Source organism: Priestia sp. ABM2_011 (assembly GCF_056158845.1).
In genome coordinates, this window is record NZ_JBSWUB010000001.1 from 4,334,200 (window position 1) to 4,353,927 (window position 19,728).

Sequence of the window (19,728 nt, forward strand, 5' to 3'; positions counted from 1 at the left end):
AATTTATAAGAAAGGATAGCATAAATGATTGATTTTGAATGGTATCGCAGCTTTATTAGCATTTACAAATATCGATCCGTTTCTGAAGCAGCCAGAGCGAGGATATTAACGCAGCCGGCCATGAGTCAGCACTTAGCTGCTTTAGAAGCTGAAATAGGCGAAGGTTTATTTATCCGTGCACCAAGAAAGATGATTCCAACAGAAAAAGGTAAAGAACTGTACACGCGTATTGTCCCGTTAATTGAAAGTCTAGAAGCTGCTTCAATTGAATTAAAAATGACCGCTTCATCTCCCGACGCGCTGCCGGTCGTAAAAATTGGTTCTCCCGTAGAGTATTTTACCGAACAAGCTTTAGAAAGAATAAAAGATGCAGGTATCCGCTGCTACAGCCAGTTTGGTATTGCTTCTGTTTTACTTGAAAAGATACAAAGCGACGAAATTGATATTGCGATTACAACCCAAAGATTGCAAATACCAGGAGTCGAATATACGGTCATTGAAGAAGAAGAGTTTGTCTTAACCGTCCCTCCTTCTTTTGAAATGACACCCAATGAAGACATAGAGGATTTTTTATACAATCAGCGGTGGATTAGCTATGGCCTTGAACTTCCTATTATCAGGCGTTTTTGGCGACAGCATTTTAAAAAACGGCCTGAAATTCAGCCTCATCATGTGATTCCAAATCTTCAAACGGTGTTAAAAGCCATTCAGCATCACATGGGAATCAGCCTGCTTCCCCGCTATTTGATTCAAGAAGCGCTCCAAGAAAAAAAGGTGAAAATCGAACTTGAACATTTAGCGGTAAAAAATCAGATCTTTCTTGCTTATAAACTTAAGCATCGAGATCATCCAGTCATTCAAAAAACGATACACTCGTTAAAAAAAGAAACGAACCACTAATCAAACATCTTGATTAATGGTTCGTTTTTCACCTCGTCTAAAATCATTTTGTCCCAGTCTCTTCTTTTTTTGACAGTTGCTGTGCTGAATCTACTCCTACGAGATCTAAAAAGAAAATAAAAATAGGAATACCAAGAATCAGCCCCCATACGCCCAAGAAATGTTCACCAAATACTAAAATGATAAACGTAATGAATGTTGGCAAGTTTGTTTTAGATGACATAAGCTTTGGATTTAATACATAGCTTTCAAGTGCGTGAAGTACTACCACCATAATTAACACAGATAGTACTTTTACACCGCCTCCTAAACTGTAAGCGATTGTACAAAGCGGAATGAGTGAAACAAATACCCCAAGAACCGGCACTAGCCCTAGTAGAAAGACCATAACGCCAAGCGCAAGCAAATTAGGAAACCCTAACACCCACAGGGCAATAACGGATAAAATGCTGTTCACAAAAGCGATAATAAACTGAACTTCTATTACCTTGCCGAAGGAATTAACAAATTTTCTCCCCAAATAGCCAGCTTCTTTGAAAAACCAGCCCAGCCTAGATTGTTCCAGTTGGACAAATAATCGGTGAATCCGCGACTTTTCAAGTAAAAAGAATAGGCTTAACAAGAGTGCTAAGAAAACTTGTGCACTTACTTTTCCAATATTAGATAAATAGCTGTATACTAAATCAATATTCTGCTGAATATTTTCTGGTGATTTAAATCTCTTTAGATTATCGATAATATAGGTGACGAATGTATTATCAGGGGGGTGCTTGTAAAAATACATCAGCTTCTGTACAAGCTCAGTAACTTGCGTCATAATAACCGGGATATATACATATCCTACAATACCGAGAGCACCAATCAGTGCGATATAGATGACGATGAGTATAAGCGTTGAATTAAGCGGAAGCTTTCTTCTTAACGTTTGTTGAAGACGACCAATTAAAAAGGTAAAAATAAACGTAAATAACAGCAGCTGAAGCATACTTCTAATGCTGACAAGTAAAACTGTAATAATAATAAGCGTAATGATGCGAACAGTAAGTTTGTTGTGAAGCCAACTTCTTGCAATATTCATGAAACCTTCAATTCTCCTATCTCTCTTTTTCCCAAGTCATTTGTATACATATAAATAAAACGGATACGCTAGACGCTCATATCCGCTTTCGCTATATATAGTGTATCATTTAATATTCAAATTTTACTATATTTCGGTGCTTTTTAGTATGTCTTTATTTTCTCTCCGCTATTCTTTTTCATTTTCCCATACATTATGATAAATTAGCTTGTCTAAATCCCTTCTTTTTTCCCAGTTAGCTTGTTCTAAGATTGGTTTCTCAGGGTATTTATCTGTATAGCCAATTGACATGAGCGCTACAGGATCAATATGAGGAGGAATATGTAAAATGTCACGTACATCATTTTTTTTATAAAAACTTACCCATCCCATTGCCAGTCCTTCTGCATATGAAGCAAGCCACATATTTTGAATCGCACACGCAGTTGACATCATATCAGTTTCTGGAATTGAGTTTCTTCCGAGAACATGAGAGCCCCCTCTTGTTGGATCACACGTTACGCAAATAGTTAACGGCGCTTCTTTTAATCCTTGAATCTTTAGCTCTAAAAAATCTTCTTTCTTTTCACCTTCATAATGAATAGCCAGTGCTCTTCTCTCTTTATCTGCTGCCCAGGCAAGTTTATTTTTCACTTCTGTATCAGATACTAATATAAAATTCCAAGGCTGCATAAACCCGACGGAAGGTCCGCTGTGAGCAGCCTGTAGAATGTTATAAACCGTTTCATTCGGAATCTCATCAGACAAAAATGTGCGTACATCTCTTCTTCCGTAAATCGCTTTGTATACCGCTTGCTTTTCGTCGTTTGTAAACGAATTCATCTTTTTCAACCTCCATTAAACTCTTTTTTTAACTATTTTTCTAAAAAAACATTAAAAAAATGTGATCCAAACTTTATGTTTTCTCGTATTACTATATGAATCTATCATAAAGGAGGTTGCAAACATGTTCAACGACGTTTTAATGAACTTATTTAACGCAGTAAGCAGCATCATTAACACAATTGGATAATTTGATTGTACATATTGAGTAAGAGAGGAGGCATATTACATGCTAAACGAGGTACTTATGAACTTTTTTAACGCAGTAAGCAGCATCATCAACACAATCGGATAAAAAAAGCACAAAGAAAAGGGTAACTGCCATTACCACCGTCTTTATGCTTGACTAGTTCAAAATCATATATTTTACAATAAAAAGAACTCTTTGATTAGGAGTTCTTTTTACTTATCCTAACATGTTCCTTTTTATTTGTATATATGCCTTGCTATTTCAACAGATTCACTTATATGTTGCAAGCATACACGTAGGTCTGCAGCTCGTAGTGCAGTTCTTTTCAGCTGCTTGAGTCAATAACTTCTTTCGCTGAGCTGTATACACATCTAGAATCGCTCTTTCTACTTTTACCTTTTCTTCATATAAAATATCTAACTTATCTTCATTTCCTTCAAGGGAAATAGGCTTTAACATAGCAAATTGATAAATGGGTTGTCCATAATCCAATTTTGTTAAAATAGAACCTACTAATACATCCTGCGAGCATTCATATACGAAGTTTAACAGCGTACTTAATTCTTCTAGACGAGAAATATCCAGCTCTGCATTTTCATTGATCACAGTCCCTATATATTGAAAGCACTCTTCTTCTAACTCATTGTAAATAGTTGTGATGCGGTGCAGTACTTCATTCAACTTCATAAAGTTCCCCCTTCACACACGCTTCTTGATACAACCATATGACAAAACTTGGTGTTTTATACTAACGAAAAAGCGAGGAATATAAACCTCGCTTTTCCTTTTTATCGATACATACTGGCAATGTCTTCAATAAACATAAGCGGTTCTTCTTCTGTTAGTTGTTTAATTGGAGAATAATCCTCTCCACCAAAACTTTGATCTATGTCTTCAATAAACGAAGAAACTTCTTCTGACTCTTCACGATTAGCCGGCACTTCGTATTTCTGTAATTCTGTACGGTGCACGACGGATAAAATATGGCGAGGAAATTGCTGCTTCGTTTTTCCAAAACAGTATACCGGCTTGTGTTTCAAAAAGCGTTCTACTTCCTCTTGTCGGTTATAAATGCTTCCATGATCACCCCAAGCTACCACAACTAGTTCAGCATCTTCCACAGCCTTTTGAATATATTCACCTGTTCTTGTTCCAACAGCTTCTTCTTTTGAAAGCATGCGTAAAAACGAAACATGATCGGTTTGATAGCTGAATAAATAAACGATTTCTAAAACTCCAAATCCCCACTTTTGCGCCAGTTCTATGCATTTGGATACAGCTGTATCATCGCTGTATTCATACGTATTTTCTGGAAAGGACAAGATAAACGTAAGTTTACGTTCGTTTACTTCACTCCATTTGCATAATAGAGAATATTTGTATGTGCCTGTTTCATCAAAAATAACTTCTTTTTTCACTGCTTCCATCCCCCTGCCTTCTTACAATCTTGTTACTTATCTATTGCAAATGAGCTAAGCAGTAATCGTAACCTTGACTGTTAAAAGTTTTATTTTATATGTATTTCAAAATCATGCCTTCATGACAACTTTTCTGCCATTTTTTCAAAAAGCATTTTTTTCTTCTATACATGCTTTTTACAGCTAGTGAACATTCACATATACATCTTTCCTCTTTTCGGACCTCCAGTCAAAATAGATAAAATCAAAAGAATGGTCTATAATAAAGAAATAACCAATGAACTTTTCACTCATGTTTTTGACCGTTACGGATTTTTTCTCAGCAGGTATGTTCAAAACTGATCCTCTGAGAAAATAGAAGATAAATTTGTGTAAAGAAAGGATTTTGTAAATGGCTACTACACACACATTTACAAGAGGAGAAGAAATTGCAAATGCGATTACACACGGCGTTGGAGCCGTACTCAGCATTGTGGGATTAACGCTTTTAATCGTACTTTCTTCGTTAGAAGGAACGCCTTGGCATGTTATCAGTTTTACTATTTACGGAGTAACCATGCTGCTTCTCTATGTCTCCTCTACGCTTGTCCATAGCTTTCCGGAAGGTAAGGTAAAAGATCTTTTTGAGATATTTGACCACTCTTCTATTTATTTGTTTATTGCCGGTACGTACACTCCATTTTTATTTATCGCAGTAAAAGGAACCACCGGCTGGACACTTTTTGGAATTGTATGGGGCATCGCTCTTGCAGGAATTGTATTCAAAGCTTTTTTTGTGAAGAAATTCCTTTTTATTTCCACCATTCTTTACGTATTTATGGGATGGATGATTGTGTTTGCGTGGGATTCGTTAACTCAAAACATTGCCCATCAAGGAATTGTCCTTCTTGTAGTTGGAGGCGTGTTGTATACAATCGGAGCCGTTTTTTACGTATGGCGAGGATTTCGTTTTCACCATATGATTTGGCATATGTTTGTTCTTGGCGGAACCGTACTTCACTTTTTAGCAATCATTTTATATGTATTGCCTATAACCAATTAAAAAAGGGCCAGAAGGCCCTTTTTTAATTGGTTATAGAATTTCTTACCACAGTTTTGCCATTTGAGTCACAAGCGTATAGACTCCTAGCACAGCCATAATAACGACCACAAAACCGCCAAAAACGGTAAGCCAAGTCGGATGCTTGTAATCCCCTACTATCTTCTTTTTATACGCCGCTATAAGCATCGTACCGAGTGTAATAGGTAAGATTAACCCATTTAATGCTCCAGCTAAAATGAGTAGCGTGACCGGCTGACCAATCGTTAAGAAAACCAGGGTTGAAATCGTAATAAATGCAATGATAATCCAGTTTTCATATTTCTCAATCCTTTTGCTGAAGGATTTAATAAAGGAAACCGATGTATATGCCGAACCAATAACTGAAGTGATAGCCGCTGCTGCCATGACGACACCGAATAATTTATAGCCAATATCCCCTGCGGCTAACTGAAAAACAGAGGCTGGTGGATTATCGGGATTCAGTTTTAACCCTTGACTCAACACACCTAATGTCGCCAAAAATAGAAAAATTCGAATGATCGAAGCGATCGTAATGCCGGATACTGCTCCTCTTGTTACTTCCGGAATCGCGGCTTTTCCTTTGATTCCTGCATCTAATAAACGGTGACCTCCTGCAAATGTAATATATCCTCCTACCGTTCCTCCTACAAGAGTAACAATCGCCATTACGTCAATGTGATCCGGCCAAAATGTTTTAGATACCGCTTCTCCTACTGGCGGAGCGGAAGAAACCGCAACATACACCATTAAAATAATTAATATTCCGCCCATTAATTGAGCAAAACGATCCATTAATTTTCCGGCTTCTTTGACTAAAAAGATGGCAATAGAAACAATGGCTGTAATGACTGCACCAACTTTAGGAGAAATACCAAATAGCGCATTGAAGCCAAGACCCGCTCCTCCTACATTTCCAATATTAAATGCTAAGCCTCCGATTACAATTAAAATAGCAATAAATAAACCGAGACCTGGGAAAACACTGTTAGCAATATCCTGTGCTCTTTTTTCTGAGACGGCAATAATACGCCATACGTTTAGCTGAACGCCAATGTCTAATAAAATCGACAGTAAAATGACAAAACCAAAACTTGCGGCGAGAGCTTGTGTAAAGACCGTTGTTTGAGTTAAAAAACCTGGACCCACTGCTGAAGTAGCCATTAAAAATGCTGCTCCGAGGAGCACGCTCCAGTTGCGTTCTTTTTTCATGATGTCACCTCATTGTGGTTGAATAATGATTTGTTCTTCTTTTAGCTTGTCACAAATAGCTTTGGCAAATTCAACAGCATGTGCACCGTCTCCATGAATACAGACGGTATCTGCCTGAATCGGAATCTCTTCATTTTGCACAGTGAATACTTTCTTTTCTTTGACCATTTTAATTACTTGAGAAATAGCTGCTTCCTCATCTTGAATCACGGCGTTTTCAACGTTTCTCGGCGTCAGCATGCCGTTCTGTTGATAGGTTCGATCTGCAAATACTTCCTGAGACGTAAGCAAGCCGATTTCGTTTCCAGCTTTAATCGATTCACTTCCAGCAAGACCATATAGAATAGCTTCCTCACTAACATTATAAACAGCTTCAGCAATAGCTTTAGCTATATCTCGATCCCCTGCAGCCATATTATATAAAGCGCCATGAGGTTTCACATGATGAAGGGCCCCTCCTTCTGCACGTATAAAAGCTGAAAGAGCCCCCATTTGATACACCATCAAATCATAAGCTTCTCGAGGCGTAATTTTCATATATCTACGTCCAAATCCAGCTAAATCTTGCAATCCGGGGTGCGCGCCGATCGCCACATTTTCACTCAAAGCCAGCTTTACTGTTTCTCTCATAACAGAAGGATCTCCGGCATGAAAGCCACAGGCAATGTTTGCTGACGTTACATAGCGTAAAATTTCTTTATCATTTCCTAAGCTATAGTTCCCAAAGCTCTCCCCTAAGTCACAGTTCAAATCAACGGTAGCCATTTTCTTCCCCCTTATATTTTCATTCGAAGTGCTCTTTTAATATGATTGATTTTCTTTTCCTGCTCCATATATAAATGCTGCGCTTCATCCAGTGAAACGAATTGAAAAGAAACCTTTTGCCCTGGAGAAACTTGTGCCAGCGCCGAAAAATCGGCAGTTGCTACCTGCCCGATTCTAGGGTATCCTCCTGTCGTTTGATGATCTGCTAATAAAACAATGGGCTGTCCTTCTTTTGGTACTTGAATTGTACCAAACGTCACAGCGCTAGAAAGCAGTTCCTTTTCCTGCTGAAGGACTAGTTTCTTCCCTTTTAGCCTATAGCCCATTCGGTCAGATTGCGGCGTAACGTCAAATTCTTGATTAAAGAAATGTTGTTGACTTTCTTTCGTAAACCAATCAAATTCCGCACCTTTCATTGTGCGGATAATAGGCGTCTCGTATGAAGGAAGAAGTTTAGGATGAATGGTCCAAAAAGCCTGCTGAAAAGAGCGGTCCGTTTGCTTTTTCACCAGTTTCTTTATAATTGCTTCCCCTATTTCTGTAGGAGGATGGCTTAATACTTCGTCTCCTGACTGTAATGCTTTACCGTGTAGCCCTCCTATCCGAGCGCGAAGCGAAGTAGATGTACTTCCCATAACTGCAGGAACGTTAAAGGCACCGGAAACCGATAAATAAGAACGGCAACCTAAAGTCGGAACACCAAACTGCAGCACGCTCCCTTTTTTTACATATAAAGGCCGCCACATCTTTACGGCTTCACCATTAACAGTTGGCGATAAATCCCCTCCTGTCAGGGCAATTAAAGCATCTTGCTGAAATTCAATTTTTGGTCCCATTAACGTAATTTCAATAACCGGCTGATTTTCTTGATTTCCTACTAATAAGTTGGCAATCCTTAAAGCAACTTTGTCCATTGCCCCGCTGACAATCATGCCGTCCTTTTGATATCCATGTCTGCCGATATCTTGAATCGTTGTTAATAAACCAGGACGCATCACTTTAATACTCATCTTCATCCACCTCCTTTTGTGCTTCATATTCCGTTTCAGAAATGGAAACAAATCGGATACGATCACCTGCTTGAAGTAAGCTTGGCGAGTCTTTTTCTGGGTTAAATAGTGTAAGAGGAGTACGCCCGATTAACTGCCATCCTCCAGGTGTTTCAATTGGGTACACGCCGGTTTGCATTCCTGCGATGCCAACTGACCCTTTTGGGATGCTGTTTCTCGGTGATTCTTTCCTTGGAGTCGCAATTTTTTCACTCATCCCTCCTAAGTAAGGAAAACCAGGAGCAAAGCCTATCATATACACCAAATATTCTCCATTTGTATGAATGGAGATAACTTCATCAGGCGTTAATGAATGAAAAGCAGCTACTCTCTCTAAGTCCGGGCCGTACTTTCCTCCGTAACACACCGGAATGTCAATTTGTCTAGCGACCGCTTCAGATTTTTCTTCCTGGTGGAAAAGCAGTTCTTCAATATATGTAGATATTGCTGTGTAAGGATTTCTTCTTCCTTTTTCACTCATTATCCAAGGATCATAATAGATTGTAACCGTCGTAAAAGCCGGCACATATTCAATCATTCCCTTACATAATGATTGCTCTAGCACCTCAGTAAATTGCTGAATACGTTTATGTATACCGAAATTAATTTCGTCTCCAAATGAAACGACAATGCCGCTATCACCAAGAGGATAAAGTCGATAATCGTTACTCATTCCGTCTCCTCCTTTTTACTTAGTATTGTTTGAGCAGCTCCCTTTAATGCTGTAGTTAGACAGATTTATTAGAATTACTAATGAAGTTACCATTTTCAAATAACATTTTCTTATATATCTAATAAAAAAAAATCAATAAATCTGTATACCGTATGAATAACATTATACAAATATAAAATAATCTTATGTTCTACTAAAACAAACTCTAAATAAAAATTCAACCTTTTTAGAATTTTATCGTCAAAAGGATCACGTTTTTTCAGTTTTCCTCATAAGAAAACTGCTTTGTTTTTTATACCAAAGCAGTTTTTTGTAAACATCTACAAAAAGGAAAAACTCATGGGCAGTGAACCATTATATACCTCTGCGAGCAAAATCCACAAAACGAAACTTGTCAAGACGATGACGTGATTCCGTATACTGAAAAAGGCTTGCATCTTCTAGATACACATAGTTTCTTACTACCACAATATGTTCATAGTCTTTCAAATCTAAGTAACATTTATCTTCGTCCGTCAGCTCGTCAACGGAAATTTCTTTTTTAGCAAAGCTGATTTTCAGCCCAAGATCTTTTTCTAAGTATTCATAAATAGAGCCTTTGCATATGTCTTTTGTGAGGTGAGGAACATATTTTTTATGAAAAAAATCTTTATCTAAAATAATTTTTTCTCCATCGATTTCACGTGCTCGAACTACTTTCCATATGAGATCTTTTTTCGTTGCGCCAAGCTGTGTGCACAAATCTTGATCAGCCTTGATTAATTCAAACTCTTTTACAATAGTAGTCGACGTATGTCCTAGCTTTTCCGCGACTTCTTTGAAGCTAACAAGTCCTGATACTGGAAAATCAAAGCGTGATACGTCTAATACAAAAGAACCTTTTCCTTTCATTTTTTGAATGTACCCATTTTGCGAGAGTAAATTTAACGCTTTCCGTATCGTTTCACGAGACGTTTGATACTGTTCAACAAGCTCATTTTCAGAAGGAAGTTTTGTATTAGGACGCCAGTCACCGCGTTTAATTTTATCGACTAACTGTTCGTAAATGCTGATAAATTTATTTTCTTTCAATTGCCATCACCTATTTTACTTTCTATATATACCCAATTGTATAAAAAGAACGATAGATTGTCACCCATCGTTCTTTTCACTTTTTCTCTATTTTTTTAAATGATACACGATTGATTCATACGGCCGAAGTAAGACTCGCTTGAATTCCTTTGATGAATCTTCGTAGTTAGACAGCAATATTTCACTATGATATCCTTCAAAAGTTATATCTTCTGGCAGTTCAAAAATTTTCTCGCTGCCGTAGAAATTATTTATCACGAGCAGCTTTTCATCTGCTCCATTTCGGATATAAGCGAAAATCTGCTCGTCTTCTCCAAGAATCAATTCATAGTTTCCATAGGTGATAATCTCGTACTGCTTGCGCAGTGCAATAAGCTTTTGATAAAAATAAAAGATTGAATCTTTATCCTCTAACGCTTTTTCTACATTAATTTTACGGTAGTTATCGGCCGGATGAATCCATGGCTTTCCTTTTGTAAAACCTGCATTCGGCTTATCGTTCCATTGCACCGGTGTACGGGAATTATCTCTTGATTTATGTTTTAAAATTTCCAAAATTTCATTTTCGTCCATTCCTTGTGCACGTTTTATTTCATACACATTTAATGACTCCACATCTCTATATTCATCAATAGAGGAAAACTTCGGGTTTGTCATACCTATTTCTTCGCCTTGATAGATATAAGGCGTTCCCTGCATCAAATGAATCGTTGTAGCGAGCATTTTAGCAGATTTATTATGATAGAGTTCGTCGTCTCCATAGCGTGAAACAACGCGAGGCTGATCATGGTTGCACCAAAATAATGCATTCCATCCCCCACCTTTATTCATTTCCGTTTGCCAAGTTGATAGAATCTCTTTTAATTTAATAAAATCAAAATCTGCTAGGGCCCACTTTTCTCCATCCGGGTAATCGACTTTCAAATGATGAAAATTAAACGTCATACTAAGCTCGCGTCGGTCCGGATGAGAGTACTGAATACAGTGGTCAACGGTTGTGGACGACATTTCTCCAACGGTCATACTATCATATTTTGAAAAAACTTCTTGATTCATTTCCCGCATATATTCGTGCACGCGAGGACCGTCGGTGTAGAATTTCCGGCCATCTCCTGGTGCAACGGAACCGTCATCATCTAAAAAACGCTGATCTTTTGAAATTAAATTAATAACGTCCAGACGAAATCCATCTACTCCTTTTTCAAACCAAAACGTCATCATATCATACACGCTGCGGCGCACACGCTCGTTTTCCCAGTTCAAATCCGCTTGCGTAACATCAAACAAATGCAGATACGATTGTTCTGTGAGGTTATCATGCTCCCACGCGGATCCCCAAATTTTGAAACCCAATTCGTCGGAGCACTTCCATCTTCTTTTTGATCTTTCCAAATATAAAAATCTCGGTACGGGTTATCTTTCGATTTTTTAGCTTCTTGAAACCATTCATGTTCAGTTGATGTATGATTAACGACAATATCCATGATGACTTTAAGACCCCGCTTATGCGCTTCTGTTACTAAAAGATCAAAATCCTCCATTGTTCCGTATTCTTCTTGAATAACAAAATAATCACTTATATCATATCCATTATCCCGCTGTGGTGATTTATAAATTGGCGTTAGCCACAGAACATCTACCCCGAGCTTTTTCAAATAATCTAACTTTTCAATAATGCCAGCTATATCACCCACGCCGTTTCCAGTCGTATCATAAAAACTTTTTGGATAAATTTGATAAACAACCGATTTTTTCCACCAAGGTTCTTGCATCTTTAACACCACCATTTAATTCTTAGAATTATGTTGAAATGAGTCTGTACCCACAACCGTTGATGTAACGGTTGATTTTTTCTGAAGCTTTCCGAGCGTTAACGTTAAAAGAAACGGCACAACGATTACGATAACCATTCCAATAATAAAAGGCGGCCAGCTCTGTGGAACAATTGATAACGGAGCTGGTATACCCCCAATTCCTACCGACGCTGCTTTCACTCCGGCTACAGATATGACAACACCGGCAATAGCTGAACCAATCACTGCAGAAATAAAAGCAAATCTAAAACGCAAATTCACACCAAACATTGCAGGTTCCGTAATGCCAAGCCACGCTGAAACCCCTGACGTTAAAGATAATCCTTTTAATTTCTCATCATCTTTTGAAAGAACCATTACCGCGAAAGCCGCAGAGCCCTGTGCAATATTCGATAATGCTACCATTGGCCATAAGAACGTACTCCCTACGCTTCCAATCAGCTGTAAATCTACGGCCAAAAATGTATGGTGCATCCCTGTAATAACAAGAGGAGCGTATAAACCTCCATATACAAGCCCTCCAATAAATGGAGCCGTTTTAAACAGCCATACAACTGCATCTGTAATAACATTTCCTATTGCAAATGTAATTGGACCAATTACAATAAAAGCGAGAAACCCTGTTACTAAAAGAGCTACAGGTGCTACAATCAAAAGTTGAAATCCATCCGGTATGCGTTTTCGTAAGAATAATTCGATTTTTGCCAAGACGAATGAAGCAACTAACACGGGTAAAACCTGTCCTTGATAGCCTACTTTCTCAACATGCAGGCCAAATAAATTCCACGTATCAATACTTCCTTTTTTTAATGCTTCTCCGTAAGACCAAGCATTTAGCAAGTCAGGATGTACAAGCATGAGCCCAAGGACAATTCCAAATAAAGGACTTCCTCCAAAACGCGTAACAGCTGACCACCCAATAAGAGCTGGCAAAAAGGCAAAAGCCGTATTCGCAATTAAATTAATCATGCTTGCGAAGTCTTTCCACTGTGTATGAACATCTACGATTGATTTATCATCGTAAAAAATTCCGGCTCCTGTTAGTACATTATTGATTCCCATCAATAAACCCGCGGTTACGATGGCCGGTAAAATAGGAATAAAAATGTCAGCTAATGTTTTTATTGCGCGCTGCAGCGGATTTAAGTTTTTAGCCGCTTCGTTTTTCACTTCTTCTTTTGATAGCTCGCCTATACCTGTAAGCGCCACCATTTCTTTATATACTTTATCCACCGTGCCTTGACCAATGACAACTTGAAACTGGCCGTTTGTAGAAAAAGATCCTTTTACTAATTCGTGCTCATCTAGCATACGTTGATTGACTTTACCTTCATCTTTTAAAACAAGTCGAAGGCGCGTTACACAGTGCGTTGCAGCAGAGATATTTTCTTTTCCGCCAACGGCTTCTACAATGCGTTCAACAGATTCTCGATTCATGTCTTTTCCCCCTTGTTTCCGCTTTCATTTCACTCCTGTATCTCCTATCCCCCATATAAATCTCACCACAAACCTGTATATACAAGTTTTATGTTTTTATTCTAACCTGTATATACAAGTTCGTCAACAAAAATAAAATTACTTCTTTTTCATTTCATGATATAGTCAAAAAGCAAAGTGTATGGAAGGAGACATTACAATGCTGCAAGTAAGATTAATGGGAACACAAGAAGAAATTAATGAAGTAATCAAACAATTTGAACAGAACTACCATATAGAACATCAGTCAAAAGAATATACGCGAAGCGCTAATCCAAAATATGAGCACAAAAAAGATACTCGGGTGTATCTTTCTATGCATCCTAAAAAATAATTTCTGCTTTATTTCAGAGAAGAATAGTAGCTTTTACAAACTAAAGGATTTATATTATAATTTCAGTATTTACTATAACATCCGATTTGTATTTAAAAATCAGAAAGAGGCTTAAAAATGGCATATAACGACATATCTCTTAGAGAGAAAAGTATTGTGTTTATCGGCTTTATGGGGGTAGGAAAAACAACTATTGGAGAAATGGTTGCCAAAAAATTGTATAGAGATTTTGTTGATATAGATCAAGAAATCGAAAAAGAATTTAATATGCCTACTTCTCAGATTTTTAAAGAGCACGGTGAAACTTTCTTCAGACAAAAAGAAAAAGAAGTAATAAGTCGACTTTCACAGCAGCGCTTAAAAATCATTTCTTTAGGGGGAGGCGCTTTTTTACAAGAAGAAATTCAAGAGATTTGTTTATCCAACTGCATCGTATTCTTTTTAGATTTGTCTTGGGATTCTTGGAAAGAACGCATTAGTTTGATCATTGATAGCCGTCCTGTTTTACAAGGAAGAAGCTTAGAAGATATTGAAAAGCTATTTTACGACCGTCAAGCTATCTACTCAAACCACCATTCAAAAGTTGAAACTGATAATTTGGATATCGAAGAAGTAGCTAACTATATCGTTGATTCATTAAAAACAGCTTGGGATATTTATCAACCTTAATGAAATAAAGGTTTGTTCCCTTAACAAGCCTTTACAAAAAAAGACGTAGCTTAATGCTACGTCTTTTTTCATTCCTAATGGGAACTCATATAAAAATTGATAAAAAAGGCAATGGTGATTACATACATCATCCAATGAATTTCGCGATGGCGTCCTGTAAACAGTTTAATCGCTGTGTATGAAATGAAGCCGAATGCTAACCCTTCTGCAATGCTGTAGGTTAACGGCATCATGACAATTGTTAAGAAAGCGGGAACAACTTCAGTGAAATCGTCGAAGTTAACGTTTCGAATGTCACTTAGCATAAGCGAACCAATAATAATGAGTGCTGGAGCAGTAGCAACGCTTGGGATAAATTGAATAAGCGGTGCAAAAAACAAGGTAAATATAAATAAGATGGCAACCGTTAATGCCTTTAAGCCGGTACGCCCTCCTTCTGCAATACCTGTTGCATTTTCAATATACGTATTTAACGCAGTACTTCCAAAAATAGCACTCGCCATTGTACCAATTGAATCTGCTGCAAGCGCGCGATTTAAACCTGGAATTTTACCGTTTTTATCTACTAAGTTTGCTTTTTTAGATAGTCCAATCAATGTCGCTAGCGTATCAAATAATTCTACGATGGTGAAAGAAAATACAACTGAAAAAATGCCGTAGGCAACTGCACCCTTTAAATCCATTTGAAAGAATGTTTCTCCAACGCTTGGCGGCGTAGCTGAAAAGACGTCTTTCAGAGAATGAGGAACTGCTTGTACTCCTACAATCATTGCTAATATTGTCGTAGCAAAAATACTTATAATAAGAGCACCTTTTACATTTTTAGCCATCAGTACAGCTGCTAATATCAGCCCAAAAATAGCAAGTAACGGGCCTTTATCCATGACATTTCCAAGCCCTACAAAAGTAGACTCGTTTGCCACAACTAATCCAGCGTTTTTCAAACCGATAAACGCAACAAAAAGACCAATTCCAACTGCTATTGAAGACTTTAATACGTTCGGAATGGCATCAATAATCTTTCCGCGTATTCCTGTTACCGTTAAAACAAAAAATAAGACCCCGGATATAAAAACTGCTCCAAGTGCCGTTTGCCATGACAATCCTTGTCCTAATACTACTGAATACGTAAAAAACGCATTTAAACCCATCCCTGGACCGGTTACAATCGGGAAGTTTGCCCATAGAGCCATCAGTAACGTACTAAATACAATGGCATAAATGGTAGCTGCAAGAGCCGCTTCTCGAGGGATACCCGCGTCAGACATGATAATGGGATTGACGATTACCATATAACTGACCGTCATAAAAGTTGTAAGTCCTGCTAGTATTTCTTGTTTTGGTGTTGTGTTGCGCTCTGATAGTTTAAACAAGCGCTCTAATATTCCGTTACGCTCCAACACGCGCGCCTCCCTACTTCTAAAAAAAAATAAAAAATCCTACCTATTCAAATGTCCTAAAAAGGACACGATTTAGGAGGATTTTACGTTTCAAAGTAAAATCTTTTGTCCTATTATAGTCTTAATTTGTAGATATGCAAAGGTGGAAAACGCTATCATTATAAAAATTTTTATCTTCCGTTAGTTTGGAATTTTGAAAATTTATTTCTCTTATCTTTTTAGTCTGTTGCAAGAGTACTCTTTTTACTCATTTATACAAAAAAGAGATTGAGACATAACTAAATAAATCCATTCTAAAGACAAATAAATGGAATAACCGCAGAAGTCTACGCCTTGTCCTCCAATCAACAGCTAGAAGCAACTAAACAGATGAAACCTACGTTCACCTTGACAACAAAAAACTCAAATTATTAATCAATAACTCCGATTAATAATTCGAGTTTTACTTTTGTTAAAATACTTTTATCCCAGCCTCTTCTTCGTTTTACATCTTACGAAATTAAAAGTGGAATTCTTTTTAAAAGACGATCTATCGAATGATTTGCCTCTTTCAGCACAATTCCTTGGTCAATGGTTTTTAACTGGCGATTCTCCATCACAATTTCACCGTCAACCATTGTTAGTTCTACATCTCCTCGCGTTGCTGAATACACAACTCTGGAAATAGGGTCTACGCCGTAAGATGGAAAAGTATGAAGCTGATTTAAATTTAAAATGGCAAGATCCGCTTTTTTCCCAACCTCTAAACTTCCAATTTCTTTTTCAAGCCCAACTGCTTTCGCTCCGCCGATTGTAGCCATTTCGAGCACGTGCTTTGCATTCATGGCTGTTGGTCCGTAAGAGGGTTTATGAATCGTAGCGGCCAGCCTCATTTCGTTGAACATATCCAAATTATTATTACAAGGAGCACCATCAGCGCCAAGGCTTAAAAATACACCTTGCTCTAATAAACTGGGCACATCTGCGATTCCCGATGCAAGTTTTAAGTTTGAGCCTGGGCAATGACTGACTTTTACTCCTTGATTCTTAATAATTTGCTTTTCTTGATCGTTTAGCCACACACAGTGCGCTAAAATAAGGCGCTCATTGGCTAATCCTAAATGGTCTAAGTACATGATATTTCTCATACCTGTTTCAGCTTCTACAATGCGAATTTCTTCTTGATTCTCAGAAGCATGAGTATGGACATGAACATTATAGGCAGCTGATAAATGGCTCACTTCACGCAGCAAATCTTCCGTACACGACAGCACAAATCTTGGGGAGAATGCGTATCGAATACGACCGTTATTTGAATTATGCCATTTTTCAAGCAGCTCTACGCTTTCTTTAATCGAGTCAGCCGTTGTCTCCTGCAGAGCTTTTGGCAGATCGTCGCCTTTTTTATCCATCATTACTTTTCCAGCAAGAGCTCGGATTCCACTCTTAGATATAGCTTGAAAAGCAGAGTCCGTATGATGAACAGTTTCCATATCGACAATTGTTGTAGTCCCGCTTTGAATGAGTTCACCGACCCCTAACAGTGCTGAATAATAGATAGATTCTTCATCATGCGAAGCTTCAAGCGGCCATATTTTCTTCTTTAGCCAGTCTAGCAGCTCTAAATCATCTGCTTGCCCTCTAAAAAGCGTTTGACATAAATGAATATGAGTATGTATAAAGCCCGGCACAATCGTTTTATTTGCTGCGTCAATGACTTTATCTACCTTTTCCGGATGCAGATTTTTCCCGATGGCTGCAATACGATTTCCAACAATATAAAGGTCACCGTAAATAATATCATTCTTCTCATTCATCGTAATAATCTCTGCATTTTTAATTAATGTGTGCGTCATACCTTCTTTCCCCTCTTTCGTAACATCTATCTATTTCTAGCTCAAACCGAACACTAACATCTTCAAGCAATCTTTCTTACACTGGTCTTAAATATATATGGTGCATGCTCTGAGTTGAATAAGTGCAGGTAACCTCATGGGCGATAGAGACTTTGGGTAAAAAAAATTCCTAGCTGATTATACAGCTAGGAGGTTGGATTTATGATAAAATCCCAAGTCCCTTTTTCAAGAGGTTATACGAAATCGCAGGAGAATAATGTGATCTTGTATTTATAATATGGTGTTTTCAGTCTATATACCAGCTTTTTGTCAGAAGTTCTAACATTGTTTTTTTATTCTTTTTCACTATGTGACTTTTCTTGACACCCTTAATTTTCATGTTATGCAATTTATTCTCGTTTCTTCTATGTAATATTTACTAAAAATAAAGAATCTATCTTCTGTTTCTATACAAAACAGAAAAGTTATTTTATGATTTGTATGATTAAAAAACTACAAATCTATATTTTAGGGGTGATTAACTTGGAAAAAATAAATGTTGGCTGTCGTTTTACGCTTTCCGTTATGAGCGATAACTTCATCGATATTATTTTAAGCGCACTAAACGAAGTGGATATGTCTAAAGTTCAGCGAAAAACGGACCGTGTTAGTACGTTTATTGAAGGAACTGCCAAAGACGTATTTGAAGTTGTACAGGCCATTTATAAAAGTGCTGGAAAATCAGAAAAGCATATTGTGCTGAATGCCACGTTTTCAACAGGGCGTCACGAAGAATATTTCGAAGAAAGAAAAATAAACTCAAAAGAAAACATGCCTTTAAACCAACAGCTTTGTGCTTCGTTCCCTGTATCCACTCAATTTTCTTTGTATCCATTAGATACGCCGCATTATGTAGACATCATCAAAAGCGGAATTGGCGCAGTTAAACAACAGGGAGTATTTGCCGAAACCGTGCCTTTTGCAACAGCTTTAGAAGGAGATGTGGACAAAGTATTCGCTTCTCTATACGAATGCTTTATGAAATCTGTACAGCAAGCTCGTGTCGTGATGACAGTTAATATGTCAGCACACAGCCCTTCTTCAAAACGATAAATTACTTCTTATCTATTTATAAAGATAGAGTACTAGAAAGGATTTATATGAATATGGCTACAAAAAGAACGTTTTTTGCTTTTTCCCTGATAGGTGCATTATTATGTCTATTAGTCGTACCAAACTCTGTTCAGGCTAGTGAAAAACCTGCTCATTTAACGGTTGCTTCTTACACGCAGTTCTTGAAAGGGCAAGGTGATAAAAGTTCACTGTATGAATTTTCAAAACTGTCGCGTCAACAAAAACAAAAAGTTGTACAATCACTAAGGGATCCATCTCTGTTCAAAATGGATATTGAAGAGAGCAGCGGCACGGTCGAAGCTGCAAGTACAGCAGCATACGGAGCAAAAACGGCTTCACCTTTATTCAAAACAGCAGCTTATACGGCTTCTTATAAAGCAGCTGGATTTACAACAACAAAACTAACGGTGTATGTAGATTATTACACAAAAAGCTCCTCAGTAACTTCAGTCAAAAGTGTACGAGGTGTGGTCACAAAAAACGTAAACCCCCTTGTGTCTATTTCAAAAAAGAGCTCAAAATCTTGGGTGCAAAATAATCGAGCCTACGGGCGAATTGACTGGCAGTGGAAAGTTGCAGCTAAAAATGCTGGAATCAAAAGACAAACCGCTTATGGTACGGCTTCCGGCGCTTCTGGCGGATCTACAGCTACAATCCATTGATAATGAGGAATAAACGATGAAAAAAATGATGTGGTGGATTATTGGTATTACGGCCGGGATGCTTTTACTAGGAATTCTGGTAGGTTATTTATCATTTTACAGCATATAAAAACAGCAGGTAATTTCACCTGCTGTTTTTTATCTAAATGTTATATTCTTGTCATAAAATTAAAACCTCCACTTACAG

At 37.7% G+C, this 19,728-nt stretch carries 18 protein-coding genes and 1 pseudogene; 6 read left to right on the forward strand and 13 right to left on the reverse strand.

The genetic code is table 11. The annotated features are described in order from the left end of the window. Window positions 1-24: 24 nt before the first annotated feature. The gene (locus ACXAE4_RS22930) at window positions 25-900 is read left to right on the forward strand and encodes a LysR family transcriptional regulator (protein ID WP_098999768.1); all 876 of its coding nucleotides are present in this window, start codon (window positions 25-27) and stop codon (window positions 898-900) included. Between the two features lie 43 nt (window positions 901-943). Here ACXAE4_RS22930 and ACXAE4_RS22935 read toward each other — a convergent pair whose 3' ends face one another. The 4 genes from ACXAE4_RS22935 to ACXAE4_RS22950 form a co-directional block, all read right to left on the reverse strand. Beyond that, on the reverse strand, window positions 944-1,978 hold the full coding sequence (locus ACXAE4_RS22935) for an AI-2E family transporter (RefSeq protein WP_028412216.1): 1,035 nt from the start codon (window positions 1,976-1,978) through the stop codon (window positions 944-946). A 168-nt stretch (window positions 1,979-2,146) separates the two neighbouring features. Beyond that, the gene (gene bluB, locus ACXAE4_RS22940) at window positions 2,147-2,800 is read right to left on the reverse strand and encodes a 5,6-dimethylbenzimidazole synthase (protein ID WP_013055676.1); all 654 of its coding nucleotides are present in this window, start codon (window positions 2,798-2,800) and stop codon (window positions 2,147-2,149) included. Window positions 2,801-3,260: 460 nt separating this feature from the next. Further along, window positions 3,261-3,677, reverse strand: coding sequence for a hypothetical protein (locus ACXAE4_RS22945; RefSeq protein WP_475236999.1), 417 nt, complete (start codon window positions 3,675-3,677; stop codon window positions 3,261-3,263). Between the two features lie 101 nt (window positions 3,678-3,778). Then, window positions 3,779-4,417, reverse strand: a complete 639-nt coding sequence (locus ACXAE4_RS22950) for a DUF1643 domain-containing protein (RefSeq protein ID WP_217916040.1) — start codon at window positions 4,415-4,417, stop codon at window positions 3,779-3,781. A 382-nt stretch (window positions 4,418-4,799) separates the two neighbouring features. Between ACXAE4_RS22950 and trhA the strand changes: the two genes are divergently transcribed. Next, window positions 4,800-5,450, forward strand: a complete 651-nt coding sequence (gene trhA, locus ACXAE4_RS22955; RefSeq protein ID WP_013055671.1) for a PAQR family membrane homeostasis protein TrhA — start codon at window positions 4,800-4,802, stop codon at window positions 5,448-5,450. Between the two features lie 42 nt (window positions 5,451-5,492). On the opposite strand, the gene ACXAE4_RS22960 is transcribed toward trhA, so the two are convergent. The 7 genes and pseudogenes from ACXAE4_RS22960 to treP all read right to left on the reverse strand — a co-directional run bounded on the left by ACXAE4_RS22960 (window position 5,493) and on the right by treP (window position 13,489). Further along, window positions 5,493-6,680: an NRAMP family divalent metal transporter gene (locus ACXAE4_RS22960; RefSeq protein WP_108674419.1), complete on the reverse strand. Its 1,188-nt coding sequence runs from the start codon at window positions 6,678-6,680 to the stop codon at window positions 5,493-5,495. A 9-nt stretch (window positions 6,681-6,689) separates the two neighbouring features. Then, window positions 6,690-7,445, reverse strand: coding sequence for a LamB/YcsF family protein (locus tag ACXAE4_RS22965; protein WP_108674418.1), 756 nt, complete (start codon window positions 7,443-7,445; stop codon window positions 6,690-6,692). Between the two features lie 11 nt (window positions 7,446-7,456). Beyond that, window positions 7,457-8,455 (reverse strand): 5-oxoprolinase subunit C family protein, encoded by a 999-nt coding sequence (locus ACXAE4_RS22970; protein ID WP_034269752.1) that lies wholly within the window; start codon window positions 8,453-8,455, stop codon window positions 7,457-7,459. Then, a complete protein-coding gene (pxpB, locus tag ACXAE4_RS22975; protein ID WP_033578185.1) occupies window positions 8,445-9,167 on the reverse strand; it encodes a 5-oxoprolinase subunit PxpB in 723 nt (240 codons plus the stop codon). The genes ACXAE4_RS22970 and pxpB overlap by 11 nt, the downstream gene beginning before the upstream one ends. Window positions 9,168-9,521: 354 nt before the next feature. Next, window positions 9,522-10,238, reverse strand: a complete 717-nt coding sequence (treR, locus tag ACXAE4_RS22980; RefSeq protein ID WP_028412210.1) for a trehalose operon repressor — start codon at window positions 10,236-10,238, stop codon at window positions 9,522-9,524. Window positions 10,239-10,325: 87 nt separating this feature from the next. After that, a pseudogene (gene treC, locus ACXAE4_RS22985) lies at window positions 10,326-12,010 on the reverse strand (alpha,alpha-phosphotrehalase). 15 nt (window positions 12,011-12,025) lie between these two features. Further along, the gene (gene treP, locus ACXAE4_RS22990; RefSeq protein ID WP_098999774.1) at window positions 12,026-13,489 is read right to left on the reverse strand and encodes a PTS system trehalose-specific EIIBC component; all 1,464 of its coding nucleotides are present in this window, start codon (window positions 13,487-13,489) and stop codon (window positions 12,026-12,028) included. 199 nt (window positions 13,490-13,688) lie between these two features. On the opposite strand from treP, the gene ACXAE4_RS22995 reads away from it, so the two are divergent. Then, the gene (locus ACXAE4_RS22995) at window positions 13,689-13,862 is read left to right on the forward strand and encodes a YvzF family protein (RefSeq protein ID WP_080963424.1); all 174 of its coding nucleotides are present in this window, start codon (window positions 13,689-13,691) and stop codon (window positions 13,860-13,862) included. A 117-nt stretch (window positions 13,863-13,979) separates the two neighbouring features. Continuing rightward, the gene (locus ACXAE4_RS23000; RefSeq protein WP_033578182.1) at window positions 13,980-14,531 is read left to right on the forward strand and encodes a shikimate kinase; all 552 of its coding nucleotides are present in this window, start codon (window positions 13,980-13,982) and stop codon (window positions 14,529-14,531) included. A 74-nt stretch (window positions 14,532-14,605) separates the two neighbouring features. Here the strand turns inward: ACXAE4_RS23000 and ACXAE4_RS23005 are convergent, their stop codons facing one another. Together ACXAE4_RS23005 and ACXAE4_RS23010 are read right to left on the reverse strand one after the other, a co-directional pair. Next, the gene (locus ACXAE4_RS23005) at window positions 14,606-15,931 is read right to left on the reverse strand and encodes an NCS2 family permease (RefSeq protein ID WP_016763224.1); all 1,326 of its coding nucleotides are present in this window, start codon (window positions 15,929-15,931) and stop codon (window positions 14,606-14,608) included. A gap of 491 nt (window positions 15,932-16,422) precedes the next feature. Next, window positions 16,423-17,766: a 5'-deoxyadenosine deaminase gene (locus ACXAE4_RS23010; protein WP_098113731.1), complete on the reverse strand. Its 1,344-nt coding sequence runs from the start codon at window positions 17,764-17,766 to the stop codon at window positions 16,423-16,425. A 513-nt stretch (window positions 17,767-18,279) separates the two neighbouring features. On the opposite strand from ACXAE4_RS23010, the gene ACXAE4_RS23015 reads away from it, so the two are divergent. Together ACXAE4_RS23015 and ACXAE4_RS23020 are read left to right on the forward strand one after the other, a co-directional pair. Continuing rightward, the gene (locus ACXAE4_RS23015; protein ID WP_235907397.1) at window positions 18,280-18,858 is read left to right on the forward strand and encodes a YkoF family thiamine/hydroxymethylpyrimidine-binding protein; all 579 of its coding nucleotides are present in this window, start codon (window positions 18,280-18,282) and stop codon (window positions 18,856-18,858) included. A gap of 53 nt (window positions 18,859-18,911) precedes the next feature. Next, a complete protein-coding gene (locus ACXAE4_RS23020) occupies window positions 18,912-19,541 on the forward strand; it encodes a hypothetical protein (RefSeq protein ID WP_028412200.1) in 630 nt (209 codons plus the stop codon). Window positions 19,542-19,728 lie beyond the last annotated feature (187 nt).